General features: G+C 73.6%; 28 protein-coding genes, 3 tRNA genes and 1 pseudogene. 15 read left to right on the top strand and 17 right to left on the bottom strand.

Features of this window, described 5'->3' with window-relative positions; all coding sequences use genetic code 11:
* The 3 genes and pseudogenes from AB0K34_RS31135 to AB0K34_RS31125 all read left to right on the top strand — a co-directional run.
* A pseudogene (locus AB0K34_RS31135) lies at positions 1 to 203 on the top strand (NADH-quinone oxidoreductase subunit L); the annotation flags it as partial.
* Positions 204 to 207: 4 nt separating this feature from the next.
* Positions 208 to 1,689, top strand: a complete 1,482-nt coding sequence (locus AB0K34_RS31130; RefSeq protein WP_364552585.1) for an NADH-quinone oxidoreductase subunit M — start codon at positions 208 to 210, stop codon at positions 1,687 to 1,689.
* A gap of 12 nt (positions 1,690 to 1,701) precedes the next feature.
* Positions 1,702 to 3,078 carry an NADH-quinone oxidoreductase subunit N gene (locus tag AB0K34_RS31125; protein ID WP_364552583.1) on the top strand — a complete coding sequence of 459 codons (1,377 nt, stop codon included), beginning with the start codon at positions 1,702 to 1,704 and terminating at the stop codon, positions 3,076 to 3,078.
* Between the two features lie 12 nt (positions 3,079 to 3,090).
* Here the strand turns inward: AB0K34_RS31125 and AB0K34_RS31120 are convergent, their stop codons facing one another.
* From AB0K34_RS31120 to AB0K34_RS31100, 5 genes are read right to left on the bottom strand one after another with little or no spacing between them, the layout of a single operon-like run.
* Complete coding sequence (locus tag AB0K34_RS31120) at positions 3,091 to 3,489, bottom strand: NUDIX domain-containing protein (RefSeq protein WP_138636368.1); 399 nt, start codon at positions 3,487 to 3,489, stop codon at positions 3,091 to 3,093.
* Between the two features lie 13 nt (positions 3,490 to 3,502).
* Complete coding sequence (locus AB0K34_RS31115) at positions 3,503 to 4,252, bottom strand: amino acid ABC transporter ATP-binding protein (RefSeq protein WP_301177849.1); 750 nt, start codon at positions 4,250 to 4,252, stop codon at positions 3,503 to 3,505.
* Positions 4,249 to 5,166: an amino acid ABC transporter permease gene (locus AB0K34_RS31110; protein WP_301177848.1), complete on the bottom strand. Its 918-nt coding sequence runs from the start codon at positions 5,164 to 5,166 to the stop codon at positions 4,249 to 4,251. The genes AB0K34_RS31115 and AB0K34_RS31110 overlap by 4 nt, the downstream gene beginning before the upstream one ends.
* Positions 5,127 to 5,996 (bottom strand): ABC transporter substrate-binding protein, encoded by an 870-nt coding sequence (locus AB0K34_RS31105; protein WP_138636370.1) that lies wholly within the window; start codon positions 5,994 to 5,996, stop codon positions 5,127 to 5,129. The genes AB0K34_RS31110 and AB0K34_RS31105 overlap by 40 nt, the downstream gene beginning before the upstream one ends.
* Before the next feature lie 27 nt (positions 5,997 to 6,023).
* Positions 6,024 to 6,854 carry an SAM-dependent chlorinase/fluorinase gene (locus tag AB0K34_RS31100; RefSeq protein ID WP_364552579.1) on the bottom strand — a complete coding sequence of 277 codons (831 nt, stop codon included), beginning with the start codon at positions 6,852 to 6,854 and terminating at the stop codon, positions 6,024 to 6,026.
* Positions 6,855 to 6,956: 102 nt separating this feature from the next.
* On the opposite strand from AB0K34_RS31100, the gene AB0K34_RS31095 reads away from it, so the two are divergent.
* Complete coding sequence (locus AB0K34_RS31095) at positions 6,957 to 7,871, top strand: LysR family transcriptional regulator (RefSeq protein ID WP_364552577.1); 915 nt, start codon at positions 6,957 to 6,959, stop codon at positions 7,869 to 7,871.
* Positions 7,872 to 7,890: 19 nt separating this feature from the next.
* Here AB0K34_RS31095 and AB0K34_RS31090 read toward each other — a convergent pair whose 3' ends face one another.
* From AB0K34_RS31090 to AB0K34_RS31070, 5 genes are all read right to left on the bottom strand, one after another.
* Entirely contained in the window at positions 7,891 to 9,117 is a 1,227-nt protein-coding gene (locus AB0K34_RS31090; RefSeq protein WP_364552574.1) for an NAD(P)-binding domain-containing protein, read from the bottom strand.
* A gap of 87 nt (positions 9,118 to 9,204) precedes the next feature.
* Entirely contained in the window at positions 9,205 to 9,513 is a 309-nt protein-coding gene (locus AB0K34_RS31085; protein WP_138636373.1) for a DUF202 domain-containing protein, read from the bottom strand.
* On the bottom strand, positions 9,510 to 9,899 hold the full coding sequence (locus AB0K34_RS31080) for a DUF202 domain-containing protein (protein ID WP_138636374.1): 390 nt from the start codon (positions 9,897 to 9,899) through the stop codon (positions 9,510 to 9,512). Before AB0K34_RS31080 ends, AB0K34_RS31085 begins: the two co-directional genes overlap by 4 nt.
* Positions 9,900 to 9,995: 96 nt before the next feature.
* Positions 9,996 to 10,625: a MerR family transcriptional regulator gene (locus AB0K34_RS31075; RefSeq protein WP_138636375.1), complete on the bottom strand. Its 630-nt coding sequence runs from the start codon at positions 10,623 to 10,625 to the stop codon at positions 9,996 to 9,998.
* Positions 10,626 to 10,746: 121 nt separating this feature from the next.
* The gene (locus AB0K34_RS31070) at positions 10,747 to 11,466 is read right to left on the bottom strand and encodes an IclR family transcriptional regulator (RefSeq protein WP_364552571.1); all 720 of its coding nucleotides are present in this window, start codon (positions 11,464 to 11,466) and stop codon (positions 10,747 to 10,749) included.
* Between the two features lie 112 nt (positions 11,467 to 11,578).
* Between AB0K34_RS31070 and leuC the strand changes: the two genes are divergently transcribed.
* The 4 genes from leuC to AB0K34_RS31050 all read left to right on the top strand — a co-directional run bounded on the left by leuC (position 11,579) and on the right by AB0K34_RS31050 (position 14,418).
* On the top strand, positions 11,579 to 12,976 hold the full coding sequence (gene leuC / locus AB0K34_RS31065; RefSeq protein WP_138636377.1) for a 3-isopropylmalate dehydratase large subunit: 1,398 nt from the start codon (positions 11,579 to 11,581) through the stop codon (positions 12,974 to 12,976).
* Between the two features lie 11 nt (positions 12,977 to 12,987).
* Complete coding sequence (leuD, locus tag AB0K34_RS31060; RefSeq protein ID WP_138636378.1) at positions 12,988 to 13,575, top strand: 3-isopropylmalate dehydratase small subunit; 588 nt, start codon at positions 12,988 to 12,990, stop codon at positions 13,573 to 13,575.
* 166 nt (positions 13,576 to 13,741) lie between these two features.
* On the top strand, positions 13,742 to 13,981 hold the full coding sequence (locus AB0K34_RS31055; protein WP_138636379.1) for a hypothetical protein: 240 nt from the start codon (positions 13,742 to 13,744) through the stop codon (positions 13,979 to 13,981).
* 158 nt (positions 13,982 to 14,139) lie between these two features.
* Positions 14,140 to 14,418: an HU family DNA-binding protein gene (locus tag AB0K34_RS31050; protein WP_021598708.1), complete on the top strand. Its 279-nt coding sequence runs from the start codon at positions 14,140 to 14,142 to the stop codon at positions 14,416 to 14,418.
* An 80-nt stretch (positions 14,419 to 14,498) separates the two neighbouring features.
* Here the strand turns inward: AB0K34_RS31050 and AB0K34_RS31045 are convergent, their stop codons facing one another.
* On the bottom strand, positions 14,499 to 14,711 hold the full coding sequence (locus AB0K34_RS31045; RefSeq protein WP_138636380.1) for a hypothetical protein: 213 nt from the start codon (positions 14,709 to 14,711) through the stop codon (positions 14,499 to 14,501).
* 10 nt (positions 14,712 to 14,721) lie between these two features.
* Complete coding sequence (cofC, locus tag AB0K34_RS31040; protein WP_138636381.1) at positions 14,722 to 15,399, bottom strand: 2-phospho-L-lactate guanylyltransferase; 678 nt, start codon at positions 15,397 to 15,399, stop codon at positions 14,722 to 14,724.
* A gap of 101 nt (positions 15,400 to 15,500) precedes the next feature.
* On the opposite strand from cofC, the gene AB0K34_RS31035 reads away from it, so the two are divergent.
* From AB0K34_RS31035 to AB0K34_RS31025, 3 genes are all read left to right on the top strand, one after another.
* The gene (locus AB0K34_RS31035; RefSeq protein ID WP_364552567.1) at positions 15,501 to 16,385 is read left to right on the top strand and encodes a lysophospholipid acyltransferase family protein; all 885 of its coding nucleotides are present in this window, start codon (positions 15,501 to 15,503) and stop codon (positions 16,383 to 16,385) included.
* Between the two features lie 17 nt (positions 16,386 to 16,402).
* Positions 16,403 to 17,392, top strand: a complete 990-nt coding sequence (locus AB0K34_RS31030) for an NAD(P)H-dependent glycerol-3-phosphate dehydrogenase (RefSeq protein ID WP_138636392.1) — start codon at positions 16,403 to 16,405, stop codon at positions 17,390 to 17,392.
* 77 nt (positions 17,393 to 17,469) lie between these two features.
* The gene (locus AB0K34_RS31025; protein WP_364552564.1) at positions 17,470 to 18,591 is read left to right on the top strand and encodes a D-alanine--D-alanine ligase family protein; all 1,122 of its coding nucleotides are present in this window, start codon (positions 17,470 to 17,472) and stop codon (positions 18,589 to 18,591) included.
* A gap of 9 nt (positions 18,592 to 18,600) precedes the next feature.
* Here AB0K34_RS31025 and AB0K34_RS31020 read toward each other — a convergent pair whose 3' ends face one another.
* The 5 genes from AB0K34_RS31020 to AB0K34_RS31000 all read right to left on the bottom strand — a co-directional run bounded on the left by AB0K34_RS31020 (position 18,601) and on the right by AB0K34_RS31000 (position 23,900).
* Positions 18,601 to 20,379, bottom strand: a complete 1,779-nt coding sequence (locus AB0K34_RS31020; RefSeq protein WP_364552561.1) for a beta-propeller domain-containing protein — start codon at positions 20,377 to 20,379, stop codon at positions 18,601 to 18,603.
* A 66-nt stretch (positions 20,380 to 20,445) separates the two neighbouring features.
* Complete coding sequence (locus tag AB0K34_RS31015; RefSeq protein WP_138636385.1) at positions 20,446 to 20,823, bottom strand: carboxymuconolactone decarboxylase family protein; 378 nt, start codon at positions 20,821 to 20,823, stop codon at positions 20,446 to 20,448.
* Positions 20,816 to 21,658, bottom strand: coding sequence for an NAD(P)-dependent oxidoreductase (locus AB0K34_RS31010; RefSeq protein WP_364552559.1), 843 nt, complete (start codon positions 21,656 to 21,658; stop codon positions 20,816 to 20,818). Before AB0K34_RS31010 ends, AB0K34_RS31015 begins: the two co-directional genes overlap by 8 nt.
* Before the next feature lie 50 nt (positions 21,659 to 21,708).
* Positions 21,709 to 22,443 (bottom strand): SDR family oxidoreductase, encoded by a 735-nt coding sequence (locus tag AB0K34_RS31005; protein ID WP_364552557.1) that lies wholly within the window; start codon positions 22,441 to 22,443, stop codon positions 21,709 to 21,711.
* Positions 22,440 to 23,900, bottom strand: a complete 1,461-nt coding sequence (locus AB0K34_RS31000) for an aldehyde dehydrogenase (RefSeq protein WP_364552555.1) — start codon at positions 23,898 to 23,900, stop codon at positions 22,440 to 22,442. The genes AB0K34_RS31005 and AB0K34_RS31000 overlap by 4 nt, the downstream gene beginning before the upstream one ends.
* A gap of 143 nt (positions 23,901 to 24,043) precedes the next feature.
* Between AB0K34_RS31000 and AB0K34_RS30995 the strand changes: the two genes are divergently transcribed.
* The 4 genes from AB0K34_RS30995 to AB0K34_RS30980 all read left to right on the top strand — a co-directional run bounded on the left by AB0K34_RS30995 (position 24,044) and on the right by AB0K34_RS30980 (position 25,925).
* Positions 24,044 to 25,471, top strand: coding sequence for a protein kinase (locus AB0K34_RS30995; RefSeq protein WP_364552552.1), 1,428 nt, complete (start codon positions 24,044 to 24,046; stop codon positions 25,469 to 25,471).
* Positions 25,472 to 25,681: 210 nt separating this feature from the next.
* A tRNA-Leu gene (locus tag AB0K34_RS30990) sits at positions 25,682 to 25,755 on the top strand.
* 1 nt (position 25,756) lies between these two features.
* Positions 25,757 to 25,829: transfer RNA gene (locus AB0K34_RS30985), tRNA-Leu, on the top strand.
* Between the two features lie 12 nt (positions 25,830 to 25,841).
* A tRNA-Tyr gene (locus AB0K34_RS30980) sits at positions 25,842 to 25,925 on the top strand.
* Positions 25,926 to 25,943: the final 18 nt, after the last annotated feature.

The raw sequence follows: 25,943 nt of genomic DNA, 5'->3' as shown, positions 1-25,943 counted from the left end.
CGCGCGGCGGCCGGTGGGCGGCGGGCCTGGCCGGGCGCCGGGTCGAGATCCGCGTGGACGGTGTGACCGCCCTGGTGGTGCGCGCCGCCCGCGCCCTCGCCGCGCTGGCCCGCCGCCCGCAGACCGGGCAGGTGCACCTGTACTACGCCCAGGCCGCGGTGGTGCTCGCGGTGCTCGTCGTCGTCGCCGTCCTGGCCGGGTGAGCCGATGCTGACACTGGTGATCTTCCTGCCCGTCCTGGTCGCGGCCGTGCTGCCGGCCGTCCCGCGCCGCGCGGTGCCGTGGACGTGGACCGCCGTCAGCCTCGCGGAGGTCGCGCTCGTCACTTGGATGTGGGTCGCGCACGGCACCGGCGGCGGTCTCTCGTACGAGACCGACGTGCGGTGGATCCCGTCCGTCGGGGCCGGCTACCACGTCGGCGTGGACGGCCTGTCGCTGCCGCTGCTCGCCCTCACCGCCGTTCTGTTCGCGGCCTGCGCGGTGTACTCCCTGCGGCACACGCACCGGGTGCGGGCGTTCGCGATGCTGTTCCTCTTCCTGGAGACGGTGTGCCTCGGCCTGTTCGCGGCCCTCGACCTCCTGCTGTTCTTCGTGTTCTTCGACCTGTCGATCGTCGGCATGTACTTCGTGATCCTGCTGTGGGGGCACGGCGACAGGTCGCGGTCGGCGCTGAAGTTCTTCCTCTACACCTTCCTCGGGTCGCTGGTCCTGCTGCTCGGCTTCATCGGCCTCTACCTCGGCGCCGACCCCAACACCTTCGACATGGTCGAGCTGACCCGCAACCCGCCGCTGCACGGCGGGCTCGCCGGGCTCACGCTGCTCGCCGTGGCGATCGGGCTCGGCATCAAGACGCCGGTCGTCCCGTTCCACACCTGGCTGCCCCCCGCGCACACCGACGCGCCCGCCGCCGGGTCGGCGATCCTCGCCGGGGTGATGCTGAAGATGGGCACCTACGGGCTCGTCCGGATCGCGATGCCGATGCTGCCGGACGCCTGGCGCCGCTATGCGCTCGCCTTCCTGATCGTCGGGCTGGTCAGCGTCCTGTACGGGGCGCTGGTCGCCCTCGCGCAGGACAACGTCAAGCGGCTCATCGCCTACACGTCCGTGAACCACATGGGCTACATCGTCCTCGCGCTGGGCGCGGCCGGGTACGCGTCCGGCGACGCGGACGCGCGGCGCCTCGCGGTGACCGGCGCGGTGACGCAGATGGTCAGCCACGGGCTCGTCACCGGCGCGCTGTTCCTGCTGGCCGGGGTCCTGCACGACCGCGCCGACAGCTATGACATCGGCCGGTTCGGCGGGATCGCGCGGAACGCGCCGGTGTTCGCGTGGCTGTTCGCGGTGGCCGCGTTCGCCTCGCTCGGGCTGCCCGGCCTGTCCGGGTTCATCGCCGAGTTCCAGATCTTCGCCGGGACGATCGGCAGCGGCACCGCCGCGGCCGCCGTGGCCGGCGCGCTCGCCGTCCTCGGCATCCTGATCACGGCCGGGCTGTTCCTGCGCGTCCTGCACCGGGCCGTGCTCGGGCCGCCCGGCGAGCTGACCGAGCGGGTCACCGACGTGCGCCGTCCCGAGCTCGCCGCGCTCGTCCCGCTGCTGCTCCTGTCGCTGCTCATCGGCGTGGTGCCGCGCGGCCTGCTCGACACGATCGAGCCCGTCTCGGCCGCCGTCGTCGGGCTCGTGGGACGGTGACGCGGCACGGTGATGAACGAGAACCCCGCCGACCTCGCCCCCGAGCTGTGCGTCCTGCTCGCCGCCGTCCTCGGCCTGGTCAACGGGCTGTTCCTGCCGCGGACCCGGCAGTGGCGGGTCGCGGTGATCTGCGCGGCGGGGCTCACCGCCGGGCTCGTCGCCGCCGGGGTGGCCGCGACCCGCGCCGACCTGGCGGTGTTCGACGCGTTCGAGGTCGACCCGATCACGCACGTCACCCGGATCACCGTGATGGCCGCGACGCTCGCCGTGCTGGCCCTCGCCGCCGGGCCGGTGCGCGGCCATCCGCGGGAGAGCGAGCACTACGTCCTGATCCTGCTGTCGGCGCTCGGGGCGATCGTGCTGGGCGCCTCGTCCGACCTGCTGGTGCTGGTCGCCGCCTACCTGCTGGCGAGCATCCCCGCCTACGCCCTCGCCGGGTTCGGCAAGGACGCGCCGGGCACCGAGGCCGCGCTGAAGTACTACCTGATGGGGGCGCTGCTCGGCGTGTTCATGCTCGCCGGGGTGACGGTGCTGTCCGGGGTGGGGCGCGGCACCTCCTACGCGGCGCTGCGCGCGGGACTCGCCGACGCCCCCTCGGCGGCGGTCGCCGCCGGCGTCGTCGCGCTGCTCGCCGGGCTGCTGTTCAAGGCGGGCGCGGTCCCCGGGCACTTCTGGGTCCCGGACGTCACCGAGGGCTCGCCGCCGGCCGTCGCCGCGTTCGTCACGACCGTCCCGAAGATCGGCGCGTTCGCCGCCCTCTACCGGTTCGGCGCCGAGGCCCTCCCGCCCGGCGCGGCAGGGTGGCCCACGCTCGTCGCCGTCGTCGCGGCGGCCACCATGACGCTCGGCAACCTCGCCGCGTTCGGGCAGGACAACGTGCGGCGGCTGCTGGCCTACTCGACCGTCAGCCAGGCGGGCTACCTGCTCGTCCCCGTCGCGATGGCGGGACGCACCGACCTGGCCGAGCCCGCGCTGCTGTACTACGTCGCCGCCTACGCGGTGACCAACGCGGGCGCGTTCGCGGTGGTCCTCGCCGCCGGACGCGACGACCTCGCCGGATACGCGGGGCTGATGCGCCGCTCACCGCTGCTCGGCCTGTCACTGGTGATCTGCCTGCTCGGCTTCATCGGCACCCCGCCGACCGCCGTGTTCGTCGGGAAGGTCCTGATGTTCGGCGCGGCCCTGGACGGCCGCTACCTGTGGCTCGCCGTCGTCGCCGCCGTCAACACGGTCGCGAGCGTCTTCTACTACCTGCGCTGGATCGTCCCGGCGTTCCGGCGGCCGGACGGGACGTCCCGTCCGGCGCGGGGCGCCACGGCGGTCGCCGTCGCCGCCGCGCTGCTCTCGCTGGCGCTCGGGATCGGCGCCGGCGTGGCGCTGGCGAGGTGAACCCCGGACCGGTCAGTTCAGGAGGCCGTGCTCCCCGGCCAGGTCGAGCGCGGCCCGCGCCGCCGGGGCGAGCAGGTGCCGCTCGCCGCGCCCCACGTAGACGTACTCGTCCACCTCGCCGGCCGCGGTCATCGCGCCCCGGTACGCGGCGGTGAAGCAGGCCATCCGCACGTGGGCGAAGTCGGGCTGGTCGTGGGCGGGCGCGCGGATGACGCCCAGTTCCCGGAAGGACGCCCGGTCCAGCTCCAGCGCGAGCTCCTCCCGGACCTCGCGGGACAGGGCCGACCAGTCGTCCTCGCCCGGCTCGCGCTTGCCGCCCGGAAGGTAGAGCAGGTCGCGGCCCCGCGACCGGACCGCGAGCATCCGGCCGTCCGCCACCTGCACCCACGCCACCACATCGAGATCTGCCACGCCGATCAGTCTCCTACAGCCTCCGGGACTCCAGGACCCGGCGCAGGAACTCGCGGGTCCGCGGCTCCGCGGGCTCGGTGAAGATCCGCTCGGCGGGACCGCGCTCCAGCAGCACGCCGTCGTGCAGGAAGCACACGGTGTCGGCGATGTCGCGGGCGAAGCCCATCTCGTGCGTCGCCAGGACCATCGTCATGCCGGAGTCCTTCAGCTCCCGGATGATGTCCATCACCTCGGTGACCAGCTCGGGGTCGAGCGCGGACGTCACCTCGTCCAGCAGCAGCAGGCTGGGCCGCCCCGCCATCGCCCGGACGATCGCGACGCGCTGCTGCTGCCCGCCGGAGAGCCGGTCGGGGTACTCGCCGGCCTTGTCGGCGAGCCCGAACCGCTCCAGCAGCTCCCGGGCGTCCTTCTCGGCCTCGGCGCGCCGCCGCTTGTGGACGCGCACCGGCGCGAGGGTGATGTTGTCCAGCACCGACATGTGCGGGAACAGGTTGTAGGACTGGAACACCATCCCGATGCGCTTGCGGACGTCGTCGGGGTCGGCGTCCGGGTCGGTGATGTCGTCGCCGTCCAGGAAGATCGCCCCGTCGTCGACGGTCTCCAGCACGTTGACGCAGCGCAGCAGCGTCGACTTGCCCGAGCCGGACGCGCCGATCAGGCAGACGACCTCGTGCGGCGCGACGTCCAGGTCGACGCCGCGCAGCACCGGATGCGCGTGGTAGGTCTTCCACACGCCCTCGACGCGCAGCAGCGGTTCGCTCATGTGCCGCCTCCGGGGGCGCGGCGCCGCTCCGCGCGCGCCGCGAGATGGTCGGTGAACCGGGCCATCGGCACCGTCAGCGCGATGAACAGCACCGCCGAGGCCAGGAACGGCGTGTAGTTGAAGGTGTCGGCCGAGTGGATCTGCGCCTGCCGGAGCGCCTCCAGCGGACCGAGGACGGCGACGAGCGCGGTGTCCTTCTGCAGCGACGCGAAGTCGTTCAGCAGCGGCGGCACGACCCGGCGCACCGCCTGCGGCAGCACCACGAACCGGAGGCTCTGCGTGCGGCTCAGGCCGAGCGACCGCGCGGCGGCGCGCTGGCTCGGATGGATCGAGTCGATCCCGGCGCGGAACACCTCCGCGACGTACGCGCCGTAGGACAGCACCAGCGCGAACCCGCCCAGCACGGCCGGATTGTCCGGGATGCCCTGCAGCCGCAGCGCGGGCAGCCCGAACCCGACCAGGTACACCAGCAGGATCGTCGGGATGCCCCGGAACACGTCGGTGTAGGCGACGGCGAGCGCCCGCAGCGGGAAGAACAGCGGGCTGCGCAGCCCCCGCGCGAGCGCCACCAGCAGCCCGACGGCCAGGATCACCGGCTCGGCGATCAGGAAGATCCGGACGTTCAGCCAGAAGCCGCGCAGCACGTCGGGGAACGCGTCGGTGAACTCGCCCCAGGAGAAGAACGTCTCCTGCACCCGGGGCCAGCCGGGCGAGGACACCACGACCGCCACGACGACGACCGCGAACAGCACGGTCGACGCCGTGGCGAGGGACGCCGACCGGGCGCCGGCGCGGCGGCGCCGGCGCTCCCGGTCGAGCTGCCGTGCGCTCTTGACCCAGGCGCCGTCGCCGGGCGCGCTCGTCCCGGACGCGGTCACTTCAGCACGGGAGCGCCCGCCGACGACGTCAGCCACCGCTCCTCGATCTTCGCCAGCTCACCGGACGACTTCAGCTCCCCGATCGCCTGGTCGAGGCAGCCGACGAGCGGGTTGCCCTTCTCCAGCAGCAGCCCGAAGTGCTCGGTCTCGCCGCCCTGCGTCTGCGGCAGCTGCCCGACGATCTTGGAGCCCTCGACCTGGGCGGCGGTCACGTAGAACGCCGTCGGCAGGTCGACCAGCAGCACGTCCGCCTGCTTGTTCTTCAGCGCGTTGACGGCGTCGATCTGGTTGTTGAACACCTTCGGCTCGGCGTCCGGCTTGAGCTGGTTCTTGACCGCCTGGTAGGAGGTCGTGCCGACCTGCACGGCGATCTTCGCGCCCTTCAGCTCGGCGATGCTCGACGCGTCCGCGAACTTGGTGCCCTCCAGCGCGACCACGCCCTGCTGGACCTCGTAGTAGCCGTCGCTGAACGTCACGGCCTTCTCGCGCGCGGGGGTGACGGAGATCTGGTTGATGTCGAAGTCGAACTTCTTCGTGCCGGGCGCGTAGGACGACTCGAACGACTCGACCGTCCAGGCCACCTCGTCCTTGGTGAAGCCCAGCTTGCCGGCGACCGCGTAGGCGACGGCGCTCTCGAAGCCCTGCCCGTTCTTCGGGTCGTCGTCCTTGAACCACGGCTCGAACGCGGGCTTGTCGGTGGCGACCGTCAGCTTGCCGGGCGTCTTCAGGGCGAGCTTGTCCTTCGTGCAGGACGCGGGGCTCTTGGAGGCGGCGGCGGTGTCGTCCTCCTGCGGGGCGCAGGCGGTGACGGCGAGGGTCAGCGCGGCCAGTCCGGTGAGGACGGCCGCCAGGGGGCGGCGGTGCATAGGGGGCCTCCAGCGGTCGTTTTGTTATCAGGCAGAACGGGGAGTGGCCGGGCGCAGCGTGAGGGACCGCACACCCTTGAGGCCGAGGGCATCGGTGGCCGATCCCTGGTTGACGGCGAGGCCGAGCCAGCCGGACGAGTCCGTCCACAGCAGCGGCTCGCCGGGCGCGACCGCGCCGAAGGTCTCCGCGAAGGCCACCCGCGCCGAGCCCGGGGCCGGAACGGTCCAAGCGACGTCCAGCGGAGTCCCGGGCGGCAGCTCGCCGAACGCGGCGGTCAGATCGCCGGGTTCGGCGCCGAGGACGAGGCTGCCGAAGCGGTCGGTGTAGAGCACGGGAACGGTGAGGCGGCCGTCGCCCGCCACCGGGGGCGGGACGTCCAGCGGCAGCAGTTCGACCGCCGGACCGAGGTCGGCGACGGCGACGCCGTTCGCGACGTGCGCGGCGGCGGGGGAGAAGATGTCGCGGCCGTGGAAGGAGGTCGACACCTCCGGCAGCCGGTACGCGGGATTCTCCAGGGCGTGCGCCCGGACGACCCCGCCCAGGACCTCGGCGGCGGGGACGAGCAGCCCGTTGTCGGGGCCGATGAGCACGTCCCCGCGCCCGGTCTCGACCGCGACGGGGCGGCGCGGCGTCCCGACGCCGGGGTCGACGATCCCGGTGTGGACGCCGACCGGCAGGTACGGGAGCGCCTGGCGCAGCAGCATCGCGCCCTCGCGGACGTCGAACGGCGTGATCTCGTCGCTCAGCACGAGCACGGTGGCCTCGGGCGCGATCGTGTAGACCACGCCGGCGCAGATGGACGTGTAGGCGGCGCCGAAGTCGGTCGCCAGACTGACGAACGGACGGCTCTCGGACATGGGCGACCTCGGCGGGACCTGCGGTGATGACGGAGGGTGAGAGGCAAAAGGGTACCAAGCCGGTGATCAGCCCGTGCTCCCGGCTGCTCGTATCCTGCACGGGTGCGCGCCGAAACCCTCGATCCCGTCCTGCTGCGGACGTTCGTCGCCGTCGCCGACCTCGGCTCCTTCACCGCCGCCGCGGCCGCCGAAGGCTACACCCAGTCGGCGGTGTCCCGGCAGGTCGCCGCGCTGGAGGACGTCTGCGGGGTGGAGTTGTTCGCCCGCGGCGCGCGCGGCGTCCGGCCGACCCCCGCCGGGGAGCACCTGCTGCCGCACGCGCGGGCGCTGCTCGACCGGCTCGCCGCCACCGCCCGCGCGCTCGACGGGCTGCGCCGCCTCGACACCGGGACGCTGCGCCTCGGCGCCTTCCCCACGGCCAACGCCGTGCTCGTGCCGCGCGCCCTCGCCCGGTTCCGGGCCCGCCATCCGGGCGTGCGGCCGGTGCTGCGGGAGGGGACGACCGAGCGGCTGCTGCCGATGCTGGACGCGGGAGACCTCGACATCGTGCTGGTCAGCACGCACAAGCACCCGTCGCTCGACGCCGACCACCTCGTGCCGCTGCTGGACGACGCGCTGCTCGTCGCGCTGCCGAGCGGGCACCGGCTCGCCGCGCGCGACCGCGTCCCGCTGGACGAGCTGGCCGCCGAGCCGTGGATCGTCGCCGACGACCCCGAGGCGATCGCCGCGCTGCGCGCCCGCTGCGAGGCCGCCGGGTTCGTCCCGGAGACCCCGATCCGGGTCGCCGAGTGGATCTCCAAGCTGGGCCTGGTCGCGGAGGGATTCGGCGTGACGCTCGTGCCCGCGCTGGCGGCCTCGGCCGTGGTGCGGGACGGGGTGGTGCTGCGCGCCGTGGCGTCCGGCCGGGGGCCGCGCCGCACCGTCTACGCGGCGGTGGGGCGACACGCGCGGCGGTCCCCGGCCGTCACGGCGTTCCTGGGGGACCTGCGTGACGTGGCCGGGGACCTGCGCCCTTAGCCTCTTTGCTCCCGAGGCGTCAGGGGACCGCGGCGACGAGCTCGATCTCGATCAGCGCGTCCGGGTGGAAGAGGCGCGGCACCTCCACGGTCGTGCTGGTCGGCGGGGTGCCGGTGATGTGCCGGTAGCGGACCGCCGCGTACTCGGCGCGCAGATCCATGTCGGTCAGGAACGTGCGGATGTTGACGACGTCGTCGAAGCCCGCGCCGTGCGCGGTGAGGATGCGGCCGAGCAACGAGAAGATCACCTCGCACTGGCGGGTCATGTCGCCGGGGGCGTCCACCTTGCCGTCCTCGTCCATGGCGATCTGCCCCGACACGTAGAGCATCGGCCCCTGGGTGACGTACGCGGTGTGAGAGTAGGCGGGGTTCGGCGGCGCGGGAACGGTGTCCGGGTTGCCGAGCGTGACGCGCATCTGTGCGTTTCTCCTGATGTGGTCGGTGAGTGAGGTGAGGTCGCGGCCGCCGAGCCCGTCGCCGAGCGCGGCCTGCACACGCGCCTGGACGGCGGACAGGACGCCGCCCTGCGCGGCGCCGTCGAGCGCGAGGCCGAGGTCCTTGGCGGCGAGCGCGAGGGTGAAGCGGGGCGGGCCCTCGCCGTCCAGCAGGCGGCGTGCCTGCGGGCTGACGCGGGACAGGAGCTCCAGGGCCAGGCCGGTGTCGACGCCGAGCCGGTCGGCGACGGCGAGGGCCTCGCCCAGCGTGGCGAAGCCCGCGACGAGCGCGCCGTTCACCACCAGCTTGAGCGCGGCGCCCGCGCCGGGCGGTCCGGCGTGCCGGACGTGCCCGAGCGCCTCGAACGCGGCCGCGCAGCGGGCCAGGTCGGCCTCCGCCGCGCCCGCGAGGATCACCAGCTCGCCCGCCTCCGCCTGCGGGACGCTCCCGGAGACGGGCGCGTCCACGAAGCCGATCCCGGCGGGCAGCCGGTCCCGGACGCGGCGGACGGCGTCCGGACCGATCGTCGACATGTCGGCGATCACCGCGCCCGGCGCCAGCGCGGCGACCGCCCCGGCGGGACCGAACAGGGCGGCCTCCACCGCGTCCGCGTCGGTGAGCATCGTGATCACCAGGTCGCGGCCGGCGGCGGCCTCGGCGGGCGTGGCCGCCGCGGTGGCGCCGGCCCCCGCGAGCGGCGCCGCGCGGGCGGGCGTCCGGTTCCAGACGGCCAGGTCGTGGCCGGCGGCGAGCAGCCGCGCGGCCATGGGGGCGCCCATGCGCCCCAGTCCGAGAAAAGCGATTCTTGTCATGGCGCGATCGACGCTAGGCGCCTTTATGTCATGACACCAGCGAAGGGTTCGCACGCCTGCCATGCGGACAACGCATGGCAGGCCGGATCAGCCGAAGGCGAAGAGGATCGCCGCCAGGGCCAGCAGCAGCGCCAGGCCCGTCATGAGCACGATGGAGCCGGGGTCGGCCGCGCCGCCGCCCGCGGGCAGCCGGTGCGCCCGCGTCCGCAGCCCGGCCCGCGTGCGCCGCACCAGCAGCGCGGCGCTGCCGCAGACGACGGCCGCGGCGGCGGCCATCCCGGCGGCCGAGGGTGCGAGCCGCACGCACAGCAGGCCCGCGACGGTCAGGGACAGGGTGGTGCGGGACCAGGCCAGCGCCGTCCGCTCCGGCTGCGCCCCCCGGTCCCAGAGCTTCACCGCGTGACCAGGAGCGCGACCAGCAGGGCGATCGCGGCGATCGCGATGCCGTAGGCCATGACCGGGGCGAGCGCGGGCGGCGGCAGCGTCTCGTCGCGGCGCAGGGCGCGCTCGGTGCGCAGCCAGCGGCGGAACGCGAGCACGGCGGTGAGCGCGCCGGTCCCGGCGAACGCGATCGCGAGGCCGTGCCGCAGCACCGGTTCGAGGAAGTCGCCGGCGAGCGCCGCGCCGACGCCGCCCGCGATCAGGGCCAGCGCCGTGCGGATCCAGGCCAGGAACGTGCGCTCGTTGGCGAGGGTGAATCTGGGGTCGGGGTCGTCGCCTTCGGCGAGCAGGCGGTCGGCCCACCTGCCGCGCGGGGAGGACGAGTGCCGTGTCGCGGTCATCGCCATTCATAATAGGCGATGAAAGTGCCCCCGCCATTTTCGGGACGGAAAATCAATTCCGACTGATAATCTGGGAAATGCCTGGTGGGGGGTGGTTCAGCGGGTGCCGAAGCGGCGGGCCGAGGCGTCCTCCTGGGCCAGCCGGTGCAGGGCGGTGAGCACCTGCTCGTAGAGCACGGTGGAGACGAGCAGCGAATGGACCGTCCGGCTGCGGGGCGCGCCCTCGCCGACCCGGCCGATCTCGTGCTCGGCGACCTCGGTCGCGGCGTTGACGTAGGGGCGCAGGTCCGTGAGCGTGATGGGGAAGCCGAGGCGGCGCAGCGCCGTGAACGTGTGCGCGAGCAGGTCGCGGGCGGGGGCGTCGGGGCCGACCGTCCAGCCGAGCTCGCGGACGAGGGCGTCCACGTCCTCGCGGGCGGCGCGCCAGTGCGGGTCGTGCGGGGCGGCGACGTGCGGGCCGATCGCGTGCCGGGTGGTGGCGAACAGGTCGTGCAGGCTGACCCGGTCGTCCTCGACGGCCGCGATGATCTGCTGGATCGCCGCGACGGGCAGGTCCCCGACCTCGCGCAGGGCGTTGATCAGCCGCAGCCGCTCCAGATGGCGGCCGTCGTACTCCGCGCGGGTCGCGCTGACGGTCGAGCCCTTGGGGAGCAGTCCCTCCCGGATGTAGAACTTGATCGTCTGGATCGTCAGACCGCTCCGATCACTGAGCTCGGAGATCTGCACCGTCGAACCCCCTTCGCCGGAGGCCAACGGTAGCGAGGCCGGGGGATTGGATACTGGCACTATCCAATGTCTGTCCGGGTTGTTCTGGTTGTTCGGTTCTCCCGTCGTCCGGTGCGCCGGGTCAGGACGCGGTGCGGCGCATCCCCTCGGAGATCTTCTCGGCGGCGGCGGCCACCGGCCCGGCGTGCAGCCGGCCGGGGGAGCGGGTCAGCCGCTCCAGCGGCCCGGACACCGAGACGGCCGCGATCACCCGGCCGCCGGCGCCGCGGATCGGGGCCGACACCGACCCCACGCCCTGCTCGCGCTCGCCGACGCTCTGCGCCCACCCGCGCCGCCGGACCGACGCCAGCGTCGTCGCCTCGAACTTGGCGTTGCGCAGCCCCCGGTGCAGCCGGTCGGGCTCCTCCCAGGCGAGCAGGATCTGCGCGGCCGACCCCGCCGTCATCGGCAGCGCCGCGCCGACCGGGATGGTGTCGCGCAGGCCGCTGGTCCGCTCGGCGGCGGCCACGCACACCCGGACGTCCCCCTGCCGGCGGAACAGGGAGGCGCTCTCGCCGGTGAGGTCGCGCAACTGGGCCAGGATGGGCTGGGCGATGGCGAGCAGCCGGTCCTCGCCGGCGGCGACGGCCAGCTCGGCGAGCCGCGGCCCGAGGATGAAGCGCCCCTGGGTGTCGCGGTGCACGAGGCGGTGGTGCTCCAGCGCGACGGCCAGCCGGTGCGCGGTCGGGCGGGCCAGCCCGGTCGTCTGGACGAGCTGGGCGAGCGAGGCCGGGCCGGCCTCCAGCGCGTTCAGTACGAGAACCGCTTTGTCAAGTACGCCGACTCCGCTAGAGTTGTCCATGTCTTGATATTGACGTCTCGTAATGTGAGATTGCAAGTCAGGGTGACCGAGACCACGGTGCGCCGGCGACCTGCGCCGGGCACCGACGATCCTTACAGGTGAGGTGGGAGTGATGGGCCGAACACTGGCCGAGAAGGTCTACGACGCGCACGTCGTGCGGCGCGCCGAGGGTGAGCCCGACCTCCTCTACATCGACCTGCACCTCGTCCACGAGGTCACGAGCCCGCAGGCGTTCGACGGGCTGCGGATGGCCGGCCGCAAGGTCCGCCGCCCCGACCTGACCATCGCCACCGAGGACCACAACGTCCCGACCACGGACCTGCTCAAGCCCATCGCCGACCCGGTGTCGCGCACCCAGGTCGAGACGCTGCGCAAGAACTGCTCCGACTTCGGCGTCCGGCTGCACCCGATGGGCGACGACGGGCAGGGCATCGTCCACGTCATGGGCCCGCAGCTCGGCCTCACCCAGCCCGGCATGACCGTCGTCTGCGGCGACTCGCACACCTCCACGCACGGCGCGTTCGGCGCCCTCGCCTTCGGCATCGGCACCAGCGAGGTCGAGCACGTCCTCGCCACCCAGACGCTGCCGCAGGTCCAGCCGAAGACGATGGCCGTCACCGTCGAGGGCGCGCTGCCCGCGGGCGTCACCGCCAAGGACCTCATCCTCGCGATCATCGCGAAGATCGGCACCGGCGGCGGCCAGGGCCACATCATCGAGTACCGCGGCGAGGCGGTCCGCTCGCTGTCGATGGAAGGCCGCATGACGGTCTGCAACATGTCCATCGAGGCCGGCGCCCGCGCCGGGATGATCGCCCCGGACGAGACCACGTTCGAGTACCTCAAGGGCCGCGCGCACGCGCCGCAGGGCGAGGACTGGGACCGGGCCGTCGAGTACTGGACGTCCCTGCGCACCGACGACGACGCGGTCTTCGACAAGGAGGTCGTGATCGACGCGGCCTCGCTGACCCCGTTCGTCACCTGGGGCACCAACCCCGGCCAGGGCCTGCCGCTCGGCGAGTCCGTGCCCGACCCCGCGTCCTTCGCCGACCCGGTCCAGCGCCAGGCCGCCGAGCGCGCCCTCGACTACATGGGCCTCACCGCCGGGACGCCGCTGCGCGAGATCCGGGTCGACACCGTCTTCGTCGGCTCCTGCACCAACGGCCGCATCGAGGACCTGCGCGCCGTCGCGGGGGTGCTGGAGGGCCGCAAGGTCGCCGACGGCGTCCGGATGCTGGTCGTCCCCGGCTCCATGAAGGTCAAGAAGCAGGCCGAGGAGGAGGGCCTGGACGCGGTCATCGCCGCGTCCGGTGCCGAGTGGCGCGAGGCGGGCTGCTCGATGTGCCTGGCGATGAACCCGGACAAGCTCACGCCCGGCGAGCGCAGCGCCTCCACGTCCAACCGCAACTTCGAGGGACGCCAGGGACCCGGCGGCCGCACCCACCTGGTGTCGCCCGCCGTCGCCGCCGCGACCGCCGTCACCGGCCGCCTGACCGCCCCCGCCGACCTCTAGAGGGAACCACGATGGAAGCGTTCACCACCTACACCGGGCGCGCGGTCCCGCTGCGCCGCAGCAACGTCGACACCGACCAGATCATCCCGGCCGTCTGGCTGAAGCAGGTCAGCCGCACCGGGTTCGACAAGGGCCTGTTCTCCGCCTGGCGGGAGGACCCCGAGTTCGTCCTGAACCAGCCCCAGTACGAGGGCGCCGGCGTCCTGGTCGCCGGGCCCGACTTCGGCACCGGTTCGTCCCGCGAGCACGCCGTCTGGGCCCTCCAGCAGTACGGCTTCCGCGTCATCATCGCCCCGCGCTTCGGTGACATCTTCCGGAACAACTCCACCAAGATGGGGCTGCTGCCGGTCATCCTGACCGGCGAGCAGGTGGAGGACCTCCAGGCCCGGATCGAGAAGGACCCGGCGCTGGAGATCACCGTCGACCTGGACAAGCGCGAGGTGCGCTACGCGGGGGAGACCGCGTCGTTCGAGATCGACGACTACACCCGCTGGCGCCTCATGGAGGGCTTGGACGACATCGGCCTCACCCTCCGCCACGCCGACGCCATCAACGAGTTCGAGAAGTCCCGCCAGGACTGGTTCCCCACCACCGTGTGAGCCCAGGGGGCGACCCCTGGAACCCCCGTCGTCGAGCAGGCCCGCGACCCCGGAGGAGGCCCCTCCGAAAGGCGCGGGCCGCGCTCATGGGGACCCCGGGCGTGTCGGTGGCCGGCGGCACCAGGGACAATTTCGGGTGTGCCATGCTCGCCGACCGTTTGGGGGAATGGAATTGAGCGCCGTCCCGTGGACCGGGCCGGAGTGGGACGATCCCGCGTTGATGCTGCTCGCGCGCCAGTTGCGTGACGCTCATCGGGCGGTGGCGCCGCTTCCGGCCGAGACCCGGCAGCGGCTCATCCGGCACCTGCTGGCGATCACCGATCTGGCGAAACGGGACGCCGGACTGGCCGCTCGCAGGCTGGACGCGTTCCTCGCCGATTTCCAAGACGGGGCCGACGTCGGTTAGCGTGCGCAGTGGCCGGATCCGGTCCGGTCACCCGGCGAGACGGGGGCGAGGCCGACAAAAACGCCAGCGACACGCCAACTCTTGCGTGCAGGTGATTGTGTCCATGCTGAGGGTCCCTTAGTTTCGTTCGGGCAAGGGGGGAACTAGAGGAGTAACCCATGAACAAGCGTGAGCTGGTCGACGCCATCTCTGACCGGCTGGGCAGCAAGAAGGCCGCAGCCGAGGCCGTCGACGCCATCCTGGAGGCGATCCAGAACGCCGTCGCCAAGGGCGACAAGGTCGCCATCACCGGGTTCGGTTCGTTCGAGAAGGCCGACCGGCCTGCCCGTACGGCCCGCAACCCCGCAACGGGCAAGACCATCGAGGTTCCCGCGACGTCCGTGCCGAAGTTCAAGGCCGGCGCGGACTTCAAGAACCTGGTGGCCGGCAAGAAGTAGCCACGCCGCGTCAGCGCCCGGGACCGTCCGAACGGTCCCGGGCGCTGACGCGTCCACGGGTCAGGTGGGCAGCGGGAACGTCAGGTGGGCAGCGGGAACGTCGACAGCGTCACGGCGGTGACCCGGCCGCCCGGGCCGCCCTCCACCGCGAGGTTCACCCGCTGGCCGAACCGCAGCAGCCGCAGCCCGCCCGCCGCGAACGCGTCCGCGTCGAACGCCAGCTCCGTGCCGTCGTCGAGGAGGACGCTCCCCGACCGGGTCTCCGCGTCGAACGCCTTCACCGTCCCCTGCATGACCGGAACTCTAGGCCACCGAGGGCAGCAGGGCCGCGACCTCGGCGGTGCGGGGGCCGGTGCCGAGCGCGAGGGCCTCGCGGAGGTCCTCCGGAGTGTCGACGTCGCGGCGTACGCTGTCGATGCCGGGCAGGACGATCTCCACGGCGCCGCGGGAACGGTGCGCCGCCCGCGACCCGCCGCCGAACGCCGGGGCGAACGGCACGCCCGGACGGGCCGTGTACAGCGTCGTGCCGACGCCCGCCGCGTCCGGGACGAACGCCTGCGGCGCGGCCGCGGCGGCGTCGAGGACGCGGGCGAGTTCATCCGGCCGCAGCGCGGGAAGGTCCGCTGAGAGGGCGCCGACGCCCGCGTCCGGGAACAGCTCGCGCCCCCGGCCCGCGCCGTGCACCAGCGCCGGGTTCAGGCCGGCGTCCGGCACGTCGGGCACCACGCGGGCGCCGAGGGCGGCGAGCTCGGCCGCCGGAAGGGGATCGTCGGTGACAACGATCACGTCGCGGACCCGGTCGCAGCGCAGCGCCGCCGCGACCGTGTCGGCCGCCACCGCGAGCGCGAGGGCCTCCCGGTGCGGGCCCGCCGCGGCGGACATGCGGGTCTTGGCCCTGGCGAGCACCTTGACGGGGACGACGAGCGACCAGGGCGGGCGGGGCGCGTTCCGCGCGGCGCGGGCCCGTGCTGTTGTAGACATGGCAACTCGACACTATGCGCACGCAACCGCGACACTTGATGACACCCCACGTTCATCCGGGGGATGAAGCGAGGAGGGGAAGGAATGAGGAGGGGACGGGCATGAGCCACGGGTACTCGCCGCGCTGGCGGAAGCTCACCATCGTCATCCTGCGCCCGCTGCTGTTCGGGCTCCTGAAGCGGGACTGGCGCGGCCGGGGCAACGTACCCGGGAAGGGCGGCGTCATCATCGCCGCCAACCACATCTCCGAGTCCGACCCCCTGGCGCTCGCCCACTTCGTCTACGAGTCGGGCCGCTACCCGGTCTACCTGGCCAAGTCCACGCTGTTCGACGTGAAGTTCATCGGCAGCGTGCTGCGCGGCACCGGCCAGATCCCCGTGTACCGCGACCGCGCCGACGCCTCGCTCGCCCTGAAGGACGCGGAGAGGGCGCTGCTAGACGGCGAGTGCCTGATGTTCTACCCGGAGGGCAGCTGCACCCGCGACCCGGAGCTGTGGCCGATGACCGGCCAGACGGGCGTCGCCCGCATGGCGCTGACGACGGGCGCGAAGGTCGTCCCCGTCGCGAGCTGGGGGGCGCACGAGCTGATGCCGTACAAGAAGGGCGAGCAGAAGGGCCTGGCGGGCAGCCTGAAGAAGGGCTTCCACCCGCTGCCCCGCAAGACGATGAAGGTGATCGCCGGGCCGCCGGTGGACCTGTCGGCGTACGAGGGTCTGCCGCTGAGCAAGGAGACGCTGCGCGCCGCCACCGGCGACATCATGGCGGCGATCGCCGGCCTCCTCGGCGAGCTGCGCGGCGAGGAGCCGCCGAAGGAGCGCTACGACCACCACCTGGTGCTGGAGGAGCGCCGCCGCGCCGCGCGGGCCGCGCAGGCCGCCGTGCCGGCGCCCGCGGAGCCGGCCGAGCCGGGGCAGGCCGAGCCGGGGCCGGGCGGCCGCACGCCCGCCGCGCGCGGCACCGCCGACCGGAAGGCGGACGGCTCGTGACCTTCCGTACCGCGGTGATGGGCGCCGGATCCTGGGGGACGACGTTCACCAAGCTGCTGCACGACGCGGGCGGCGACGTCGTCCTGTGGGGCCGCCGCCCCGAGGTCGTCGAGGCGGTCAACGAGCGGCACGAGAACCCCGACTACCTGCCCGGCGTCACGCTGCCGCCGGGCGTCCGCGCCACCCTCGACCCGGCGGAGGCGCTGAAGGGCGCCGACTTCGTCGCGCTCGCCGTGCCCGCGCAGACGCTGCGCGAGAACCTCGGCGCGTGGGTGCCGCACCTGCCGCCGGACGCGGTGCTCGTCAGCCTGATGAAGGGCGTCGAGATGGGCACCGCCCGGCGGATGTCGGAGGTGATCCGCGAGGTCGCCGACGTCCCGCAGGAGCGGGTCGGCGTGTTCTGCGGCCCCAACCTGGCCCGCGAGATCGCGAGCGGGGAGCCGGGCGCGGCCGTCGCCGCCTGCGTGGACGAGGCCGTCGCGCGGCGCCTGCAGGCCGCGACGATGACCCCGTACTTCCGCGTCTACACCTCCACCGACGTGGTCGGCTGCGAGCTCGGCGGCGCGGTGAAGAACATCGTCGCGCTGTGCGTCGGCATGTCGGTCGGGCTCGGCTTCGGCGCCAGCACCCAGGCGCTGCTGATCACCCGCGGGCTCGCCGAGATCGCCCGGCTCGGCGCGGCGCTCGGCGCCGACGAGCACACCTTCGCCGGGCTCGCCGGCATGGGCGACCTCGTCGGGACGTGCATCTCGCCGCTGTCGCGGAACCGGACGTTCGGCGAGAACCTCGGCCGCGGCATGACCCTCGACGAGGTCATCGCCGTCACCAAGCAGACCGCGGAGGGCGTGAAGTCGTCCGAGGCGGTGCTGGAGCTGGCCCGCAAGCACAACGTCGAGATGCCGATCACCGAGGCGGTCACCGCCGTGCTGCACCACGGCATGCCGATCAAGGAGGCGGCGGTCTCGCTGATCTCGCGGTCCCCGAAGCCCGAGCGTTATGGGGTGTGACGTGCCGCCGCCCCGCGTCCCGCCGCGCCCGGCCGCTCGTGGCCGAGCCGGACTGATCACCGGTAGGGTCGGACCTCATGTCCCAGGTTTCTAAGATCCGCGTGGCCGTGGTCTTCGGCGGACGCAGCTCCGAGCACGCGATCTCGTGCGTCACCGCGGGCGCCGTCATGGCCGCCATCGACCGGGACCGGTACGAGGTGGTGCCGATCGGCATCGCCCGCGACGGCCGCTGGGTGCTGCCGCCCGCCGACCTGCCGCTCGCGATCGAGGGCGGCCGGCTGCCCGAGGTGACCGGCGCCGGCAGGGCCCTCGCGCTGCCGTTCGACCCCGACAGCCGCGGGCTGATGGTGGTCCGGCCGGGCGAGGTCCCCGACACGCTCGCCGAGGTCGACGTCGTCCTGCCGCTGCTGCACGGCCCCTACGGCGAGGACGGCACGATCCAGGGCCTGCTCGACCTGGCGGGCGTCCGCTACGTCGGCGCCGGGGTGCTGGCCAGCGCCGTCGGCATGGACAAGGGGTACATGAAGCTCGTCTGGCAGGCGCGCGGCCTGCCCGTCGGCCCGTACGTGCTGGTCGGCGACCGGGAGTGGCGGCGCGAGCGCAAGCGCAAGATCGACGAGATCAAGGAGCTGGGCCTCGCGGACGGCGCCGCGGTGTTCGTCAAACCGGCCCGCGCCGGGTCGAGCATGGGCATCACCCGCGTCACCGACGAGGCCGACCTGGAGGCGGCGGTCGAGGCGGCCCGCGAGCACGACCCGAAGGTGGTCGTGGAGGCCGGGATCGCGGGCCGCGAGGTCGAGTGCGGCGTCCTGCAGGGCGTGGACGACGGCCCGCCCGAGGCGAGCCTGCCCGCCGAGGTGCTGATGGCGGGCGAGCACGACTTCTACGACTTCGAGACCAAGTACCTCGACGGCTCCACCTCGATGGCGATCCCGCCGGACCTGCCGCCCGCCGCGATCGAGGAGGTCCGCCGCGTCGCCGTGCAGGCGTTCGAGGCGCTCGACTGCGAGGGCCTCGCCCGCGTCGACTTCTTCTACACGCCGGACGGCCGGTGGGTCCTCAACGAGATCAACACCATGCCGGGCTTCACCCCCGCGTCGGCGTTCCCGCAGATGTGGGCGGCGACCGGGCTGGACTACCCGGCGCTGGTCGACCGGCTCATCCAGACGGCGCTGAAGCGCTCGACCGGCCTGCGCTAGCCGGGCGCGTCAGCGGTAGGGGAGCCAGGCGCTCTCGTCGAGCGCGGCCGTGCCGGTCGCGCGGGCTCCGTCGTCGGAGAACGTCCACAGGGTGTCGCCGACGACGAGGGAGCGGACGACGCCGCCCGGCTGCCGGATGCGGCCCGCCCGGGTGATGGACGAGCCGGTCACCGTGAGGACGAGCGCCTCCGCGTCGGCCATGCCGTCGCCGCGCGACGCCGGGACGACGGTCAGTCCGGACTTCGGCCAGTACAGGAACGCGTGCGGGTCGAACTCGACCTGGGACGTCGCGCCGGGCAGCGTGTAGGCGGCGATCCTGCGCGGTGCGCCGGAGACGTCGAAGAGGGACACCTGGAGGCCGGTCGTGCGGCCGGACGTCTCGGCGGCCTGGCCGACGCCGAGGAGCCTGCCGCCGCCCGCCGGGTGCAGGTACGCCGAATAGCCGGTGATCTTGAGTTCGCCGGTGCGGCGGGGGCGGCGAGGGTCGGTGAGGTCCACCGCGTACAGCGGGTCGGTCCGCCGGAACGTCACGACGTAGGCGGTGGCGCCGAGGAACCGGACGGCGTGGATCCGCTCGCCCTTGCCGAGCCCGTCGAGCCGTCCGACCTGGTCGAGGCGGGCGCCCCGCTGGGCGAGGACGTGCACCGAGCTCTGCGACTTGGCGCCGTCCCGGTCGGTGGTCGTGGCGAGCCGGAGGTTCCCGCCGTGCTCGGACATCGCGTACTGGTTGAGCAGGAACCCCTTGACGGACCCTGACGCGGCGTAGCGCGGGCGCCCGCTCCCGCCCAGGTCGAACTTGTAGATGTCGGTGTGCGGCTCGGGGCGCTTCTTGGTCGACCACCTGAACAGCTCCGGCGGCATGCCCGTGACGTACAGGCTCTTACCGTTGCCGTAGATGGTGGAGCCGTCCGCGGTGACCGCGATGGGCTGCGGGTCACCGAGCCCCTTGCCCAGATCCAGAGTGAGCACGGTCAGCATCGACGAGCCCTTGTACGAGGACGGGCGGCTGACCTGGTCGCAGGGCGCGCGGTACGCCCTGCCGTCGCCGAGGGTGAACGCCGGGAGCCAGGCGTCGAGCGGGGCCTTCCAGACCTCCACCCGGTTCTCCTCGATCGCGTCCTCCCGGCCCGTCCCGCCGGGGAAGGCGATCCGCGGCTCCGACCGCACCACGACGCGCACCGTCGAGCCGCTCTGCCGCGCGTCCAGGTACTGGACGTCGGAGTCCATCGTCCCGATGATCTTCGGCGGGCCGGCGAGGTCGACCAGCGTGAGCCGCATGGCGCGGCCGGTGTACCCGGGCGGCGGCGCGTCGCCGGCGTAGGACGGTGCGCGGTTCGTCAGCACGAGCGCGCGGTCGCCGCTGAGCAGAAGTTCGGCGCGGTCGAACCGGCCGGAGCCCGGCAGGTCCAGCGTGTGGGCGATCTTGCGGGTGGCGGGGTCGATGACCCGGAGGCGGCCGGCGGCGACCGCCACGATCCGGCGGCCGTCGGTCTTGACGCGGTCGGGCTCGTCCGCGCCCGGCTCGTGGGCGTTCGTCGCCGAGTGCTCCTGCGGCCCGGCGGCCTCGGCGGGCAGCCGGCCGCCCTTGCTCAGCGCCCAGGTCCCGTCCGCCGGCAGCATCGGCGCGTCGCTCAGCCCGTCCGGGCCGACCCGGTCGACGGTGGCGCGGCGCAGGTCGTCGAGCAGCGCGTCGCACCCGGCGTAGGCGACGAGCCGCACCGCCGGCGCCGGGTCGGGGCGCGGCCCGGACGGGGGCGTACCGGAGCAGCCGGCCGCCAGGAGCGTCACTGCGGCCGTTGCCGAGATTCGACCCCGCATGGACGTTGGACGCCCGTACCGGTCGCCCGGTTTCCGTTATTCGTCCTTTTTCTTCCGCTGCTGCTTCTCGTGCTTCGCGATGAGGGTGTCGATCTGGACGCTCAACCGCGAGCCGAGCGGCCAGCCGATGTAGTGGGTCAGGAAGATGCCGATCTCGCGGAGCTCGTCCGGCGACAGCTCGCCGTTGCCGAGCGCCGCCGGGATCTGGATGTCCAGGACGTCGTTCAGCCCCTGCCCCGCGAGGGCGCCGACGAGCAGCAGCCGCCGGTCCCGCATGCTCAGCCCGGGACGCGTCCAGATGTCGCCGAACAGGTGGTCGACGGTGATGCCGAAGAAGTCGCCCGGCCCGTCCCCGACCTCCCAGCCGTAGACCTGCCGCATCATCTCCAGCCCGCGCTCGCGCCGCTCATCCATGGCTTTCTCCCCTCGGCAAGCCCAGCCCGGGGCCGAACCGGTCGCGGGCGATCCGGGCGAGCGGGACGTCCACCCCGAGCTCGTCCGCCAGTTCCAGGGCGAGGGACAGGTCCTTCTCGCCGAGGTCCCGGGTGTGGCACAGGATGTCGTACAGGTCGTCGCCCGGCTCCAGCGGCGCGGTCGTCGGGCGCAGCATGATCGAGCCGGCGCCGCCGGTGATCGCGTCGGTGTGCCGGACGACCCGCCCGAGCTTGCGCAGCGACACCCCGGACGCCTCCGCGAGCCGCTGCGCCTCGGCGGCGGCGGTGAACGAGATGAAGTGCAGCATGTTGCGGGCCAGCTTCGCGCGGGTGCCCGCGCCCACCGGCCCCATGTGCAGGACGAGGTCCGCCCACGCGCCGAACGGCTCCCGGCAGCGCTCGAACGCCTCGTCCGTCCCGCCGACCATCACCGCGAGGGTGCCCGCGCTCGCCCCCATGAAGCCGCCGCTGACCGGCGCGTCCACGACCTCGATCGAGTAGCGCCGGGCCCGCGCCGCGAGGTCCTCGGCCGTCGCCGCCCGGATCGTCGAGTGGATCGCCAGCACCGTGCCCGGACGGGCCGAGGCGAGCACCTCCGCGCCCACCTCGCGCACCTGCGCGTCGTCCCGCACCATGACCGACACCAGGTCGGCGTGCGCGGCGGCCTCGGCGACGCTCTTGGCCGCCCGTGCGCCCGCCTTCACCAGCGGCGCCACCGCCTCCGGGCGCGCGTCGTGGACGACCAGGCCCGCGCCGGTCAGGTGCCCGGCCATGGGGGCGCCCATCTGGCCGAGCCCGATGAACGCGACCGTCATGCGTGCTCCGTGCGGGGGGACGACCCCCCGCGCCCCCCGGTTCGCGTCGCTCATGCCCTGAACACCTCGCCGCCGTCCACATTGATGATCTGGCCGGTGATCCAGGCGGCGTCGTCGGACAGCAGGAACAGGCACGCGCCGACGAGGTCCTCGGGGGCGCCCATCCGCTTGAGCGCCATCTTGTCCTGGACGATCTTCTGCGACATGTTGCCGGGCACGACCGTCCGGTTGGCCTCGGTGTCGATCGGACCGGGGGCGATCGCGTTGACGCGGATGTTCATGCCGCCCAGCTCGTGCGCGAGCTGCTGCGTCAGCCCGTTGACGCCGACCTTCGCCAGCCCGTAGAAGCCGGAGTACTGCCACGCCGCCGTGGACGACTGGTTCACGATGGAGCCGCCGCCGCGCTCCTGCATGTGGGGGTAGCAGGCGCGCGCGCACAGCAGCGCACCGTCCATGTTCACGGACATGAACTTCTTGTAGTAGTCCCAGTCGACGGTGAAGAGGAAGTCCAGCTTCATCGTCCCGAAGATGGCGGCGTTGTTGACGAGGTGGTCGATCCCGCCGAACCGCTCCTTCGCGGCCGCCGCCATGGCCTCCACCGACGCGGGGTCGGACACGTCCGTCCGGATGAACAGCCCCTTGACGTCGTCGGCCACGCCCTGCCCGCGCTCGTCCACGTCGGCGACGACGACCTGCGCGCCCTCCGCCGCCAGCGCCCGCGCGTACGCCTCGCCGATGCCCTGCGCGGCCCCGGTGACGACCGCGACCTTTCCCTCGAACCTCACAAGCCCTCCGCGATCGCCTTGGTCTCCAGGTACTCCTCGAACCCGGCCACGCCCATCTCGCGGCCGATGCCCGACTGCTTGTAACCGCCGAACGGGACGTCCGCGCTGTACCAGACGCCGCCGTTCACGCTGACCGTCCCGGTGCGCAGCCGCCGCGCGACCGCGCGCGCCCGCTCCAGGTCACCGCCGTGCACCGCGCCCGACAGCCCGTAGGGCGAGTCGTTCGCGATCCGCACCGCGTCGTCGTCGCCGTCGTGCGGCAGGAGGACCAGCACCGGGCCGAAGATCTCCTCCCGCGCCGCGCGGGCCTCGTTCGTGAGGCCGGTGATCAGCGTCGGCTCGATCCAGAAGCCCTTGTCGCGGCCCTCCGGGCGTCCGCCGCCGCACGCGAACGAGCCGCCCTCCTCGACCGCGAGCTCCAGGTAGCCCTCGATCCGCTCGCGCTGCCTCGCGGAGATCACCGGGCCGCAGATCGTCCGGTCGTCCTGGGGGTCGCCGACGCCGAGCTTGGCCAGCGTCCCCGCCGTGATCTCGGCGGCCTCCGCGTAGCGCTCGCGCGGGACGAGGATCCGGGTGGTGATCGCGCAGCCCTGCCCGGCGTGCGCGACCCCGGAGAACGCCGCGTACGAGCACGCCGCCCGCAGGTCGGCGTCGTCCAGCACGATGAACGCCGACTTGCCGCCGAGCTCCAGGAAGACCCGCTTGAGGGTGCCGGCCGCGCTCGCCATCACCTCCCGTCCCGTCGCGGTGGAGCCGGTGAACGACACCAGGTCGACGCGCGGGTCCCGGGTCAGCTGGGCGCCGAGCCCGTGGTCGGACGACGTCACCACGTTGACGACGCCCGCCGGGATGTCGGTCTCCTCCGCGATCACCTCGCCGAGCACCGCCGCGCACCACGGGGTGTCGGGTGCGGGCTTCAGCACCACCGTGTTCCCCGCCGCGAGCGCGGGGCCCAGCTTGGCCAGGTTGATCTGGTGCGGGAAGTTCCACGGGGTGACGGCGCCGACGACGCCCGCCGCCTCCCGGCGCACCCGCCGGTGGCTGGCCATCCCCATCGGCTCGGCCCGGCCGAGGTCGCGCTCCCACGCGTAGGACTCGACCAGGTCGGCGAACCAGCCCAGGTCGTCGACGGGCGCGTCGAGCTGGGCCCCGAACGTCAGGAAGCGGGGCGCGCCGACCTCCCGGATCGTCAGGTCGCGCAGCTCGTCGGCGCGCCGCCGCAGGCCGTCCCGGAGCTGGCGCAGGCAGCGCGCCCGGAACGCGTGGTCGGTCGCCCAGCCGGTCTCGTCGAACGCGCGGCGGGCGGCGCCGATCGCGCGGTCCATGTCGGCGGGGGCGGCGTCGGCGGCGGTGCCGAGCACCTCCTCGGTCGCGGGGTTGATCGTCTCGAAGGCGCCGCCCGTCCCGGGGACGAGCCGCCCGTCCAGCAGAAGCAAGCGATCGGTAGTTCTGGACACTTGTCCAGACTACAGTTCAGCCCCGCCCGGAGCGCAAGGGCCCGGCGCCGGGCGGTGCCGGGCCGGGACGGCCGGACGGGCCGCGCGAGGTGTCCGGATATGCCAGGCTTGGAGGGTTGACCGCCGTCCCGAGGAGAACGTCCGTGCCGCACGCCGACCTGCCGGAGCGCATCGGCCCCTACCGGGTCGTGGACCGCCTCGGGGAGGGCGGCATGGGCACGGTGTACGCGGGCCTGGACGCGTCCGGGCGCAAGGTCGCCCTCAAGGTGATCCGGCGGGAGTTCGCCGCCGACCGGCAGTACCGCGCGCGGTTCCAGGCGGAGGTCGCGGCGGCGCAGCGCGTCCGCCCCTTCTGCACGGCGCCCGTCCTGGACGCCGACCCCGCCGCGGACCCGCCCTACCTGGTCACCGAGTTCGTCAACGGGCCGAGCCTCGACGCCGCCGTGGCGAAGGACGGCCCGCTGCGCGGCGCCGACCTGGAGGCCGTCGCGGTCGGCATCGCGACCGCGCTCACCGCCATCCACGACGCGGGCGTCGTGCACCGCGACCTGAAGCCCGCCAACGTGCTGCTGTCCACGTTCGGTCCGCGCGTCATCGACTTCGGCATCGCCCGGTCCGTGGACGGCACCCGCCTCACCGCGACCGGCGGCATCGTGGGCACGCCCGCGTTCATGTCGCCCGAGCAGTTGGACGGCCGCGGCGCGGGCCCCGCGTCGGACGTGTGGGCGTGGGGCGCGACCGTGGCGTTCGCGGCGCGCGGCGGGACGTGCTTCGGCGGCACCTCGATCCCGGCGGTCATCCACCAGATCGTCAGCGGCGAGCCCGACCTGAGCGGCCTGGACGGCATGCTGCTCGGCGCGGTCCGGGCGGCGCTCGCCAAGGACCCGGCGCGGCGGCCGTCCGCGCAGGCGCTGCTGGACGGCCTGATCTCCAGCGGCGTCCGGCAGGACGCCCGCGCGCCCGTCCGGCAGCTCACCCGGGCGCCGTCACAACCCACCCAGCCGCCGTCTCGGCCCGCCCAGCCGCCGCAGCACCCCCGGGCGGCCGGTGCGCACACGTCCTCGATCGTCCCGCCGCCGGCGCCGCCGCTCGCCGCGGGGGAGGCGGAGGCGCTGGTCGAGCAGCAGTACCGGCACGCGGCGCAGGCCGGCGACCCCTCCGCGATGCGCAGCCTCGCGGTGCTCCTGAACGGCCAGGGGCGCACGGCCGAGGCGGAGTCCTGGACGCGTTACGCCGACGCGATCGCCGCCCGCTCGGCCGTGTACGGGCAGCAGCACACCGGTCATCACGGACACCAGACGCCGCCTCCGCACCCGTACGCGGCGCCGCCGGGCAAGCCGCCGATGAACAGCCTCGCGATCTACGCGGTGTCCATGGGCGCGGTCGGGCTGATCACGTGCGGGCTGCCGTCCATCCCCGCGATCATCGCCGGGCACCTGGCGTGGGTGCGGGTGCGGCGCTCCGGCGAGCGCGGGCTCGGCCTCGCGGTGACCGGGATCGCGCTCGGCTGGATCATGGTCGCGTTCTGGGCGCTGGTCGCCTTCGGCTGGTCCCTGCCCGACGAGACCTGACCGCCGGAAAACCCGTTGCGGCCGTCCCGCCGCCGATGGCACCGTGGACGTCGTCGGCCCGCACACGACGGCTGAGAGGAGGACCGGCCATGGCTCTGGAGCAGTATCGACTTCGACTGCCCTCGGCGTCGCACGCCCGCCCCGGCCGGTATCCCGCCTTCTAAGGATCCCCCGGCCGAGCCGCCGCGAGTGACGCCACCTCGCGACCACGCGGCTCTACCCCAACCGGCAGAGGGACCACTCTCAGGAAGTGGACGTTCCGGGTTCGACTCCCGGGAGCCGCACGCCTCCGTAGTCCAACGGTAGAGACAGCGGCATGAGGTGCCGTGTGCTGGGGGTTCGAATCCCTCCGGAGGTACGACAACGTCAAGGGGCGGCGCCGACGCTCGGAGAGTCGGGCCTGGCTGTAACCCAGGTGCTTTGCGCTGAGTGGGTTCGAATCCCACCCGCCCCACCTCGACACCACCTGCCG

It is taken from the genome of Actinomadura sp. NPDC049382, from assembly GCF_040677125.1.
Classification (GTDB): domain Bacteria; phylum Actinomycetota; class Actinomycetes; order Streptosporangiales; family Streptosporangiaceae; genus Spirillospora; species Spirillospora geliboluensis.
The sequence above is the reverse complement of the archived record's forward strand: the minus strand, read 5'-3'. Positions and strand labels throughout refer to the sequence as shown.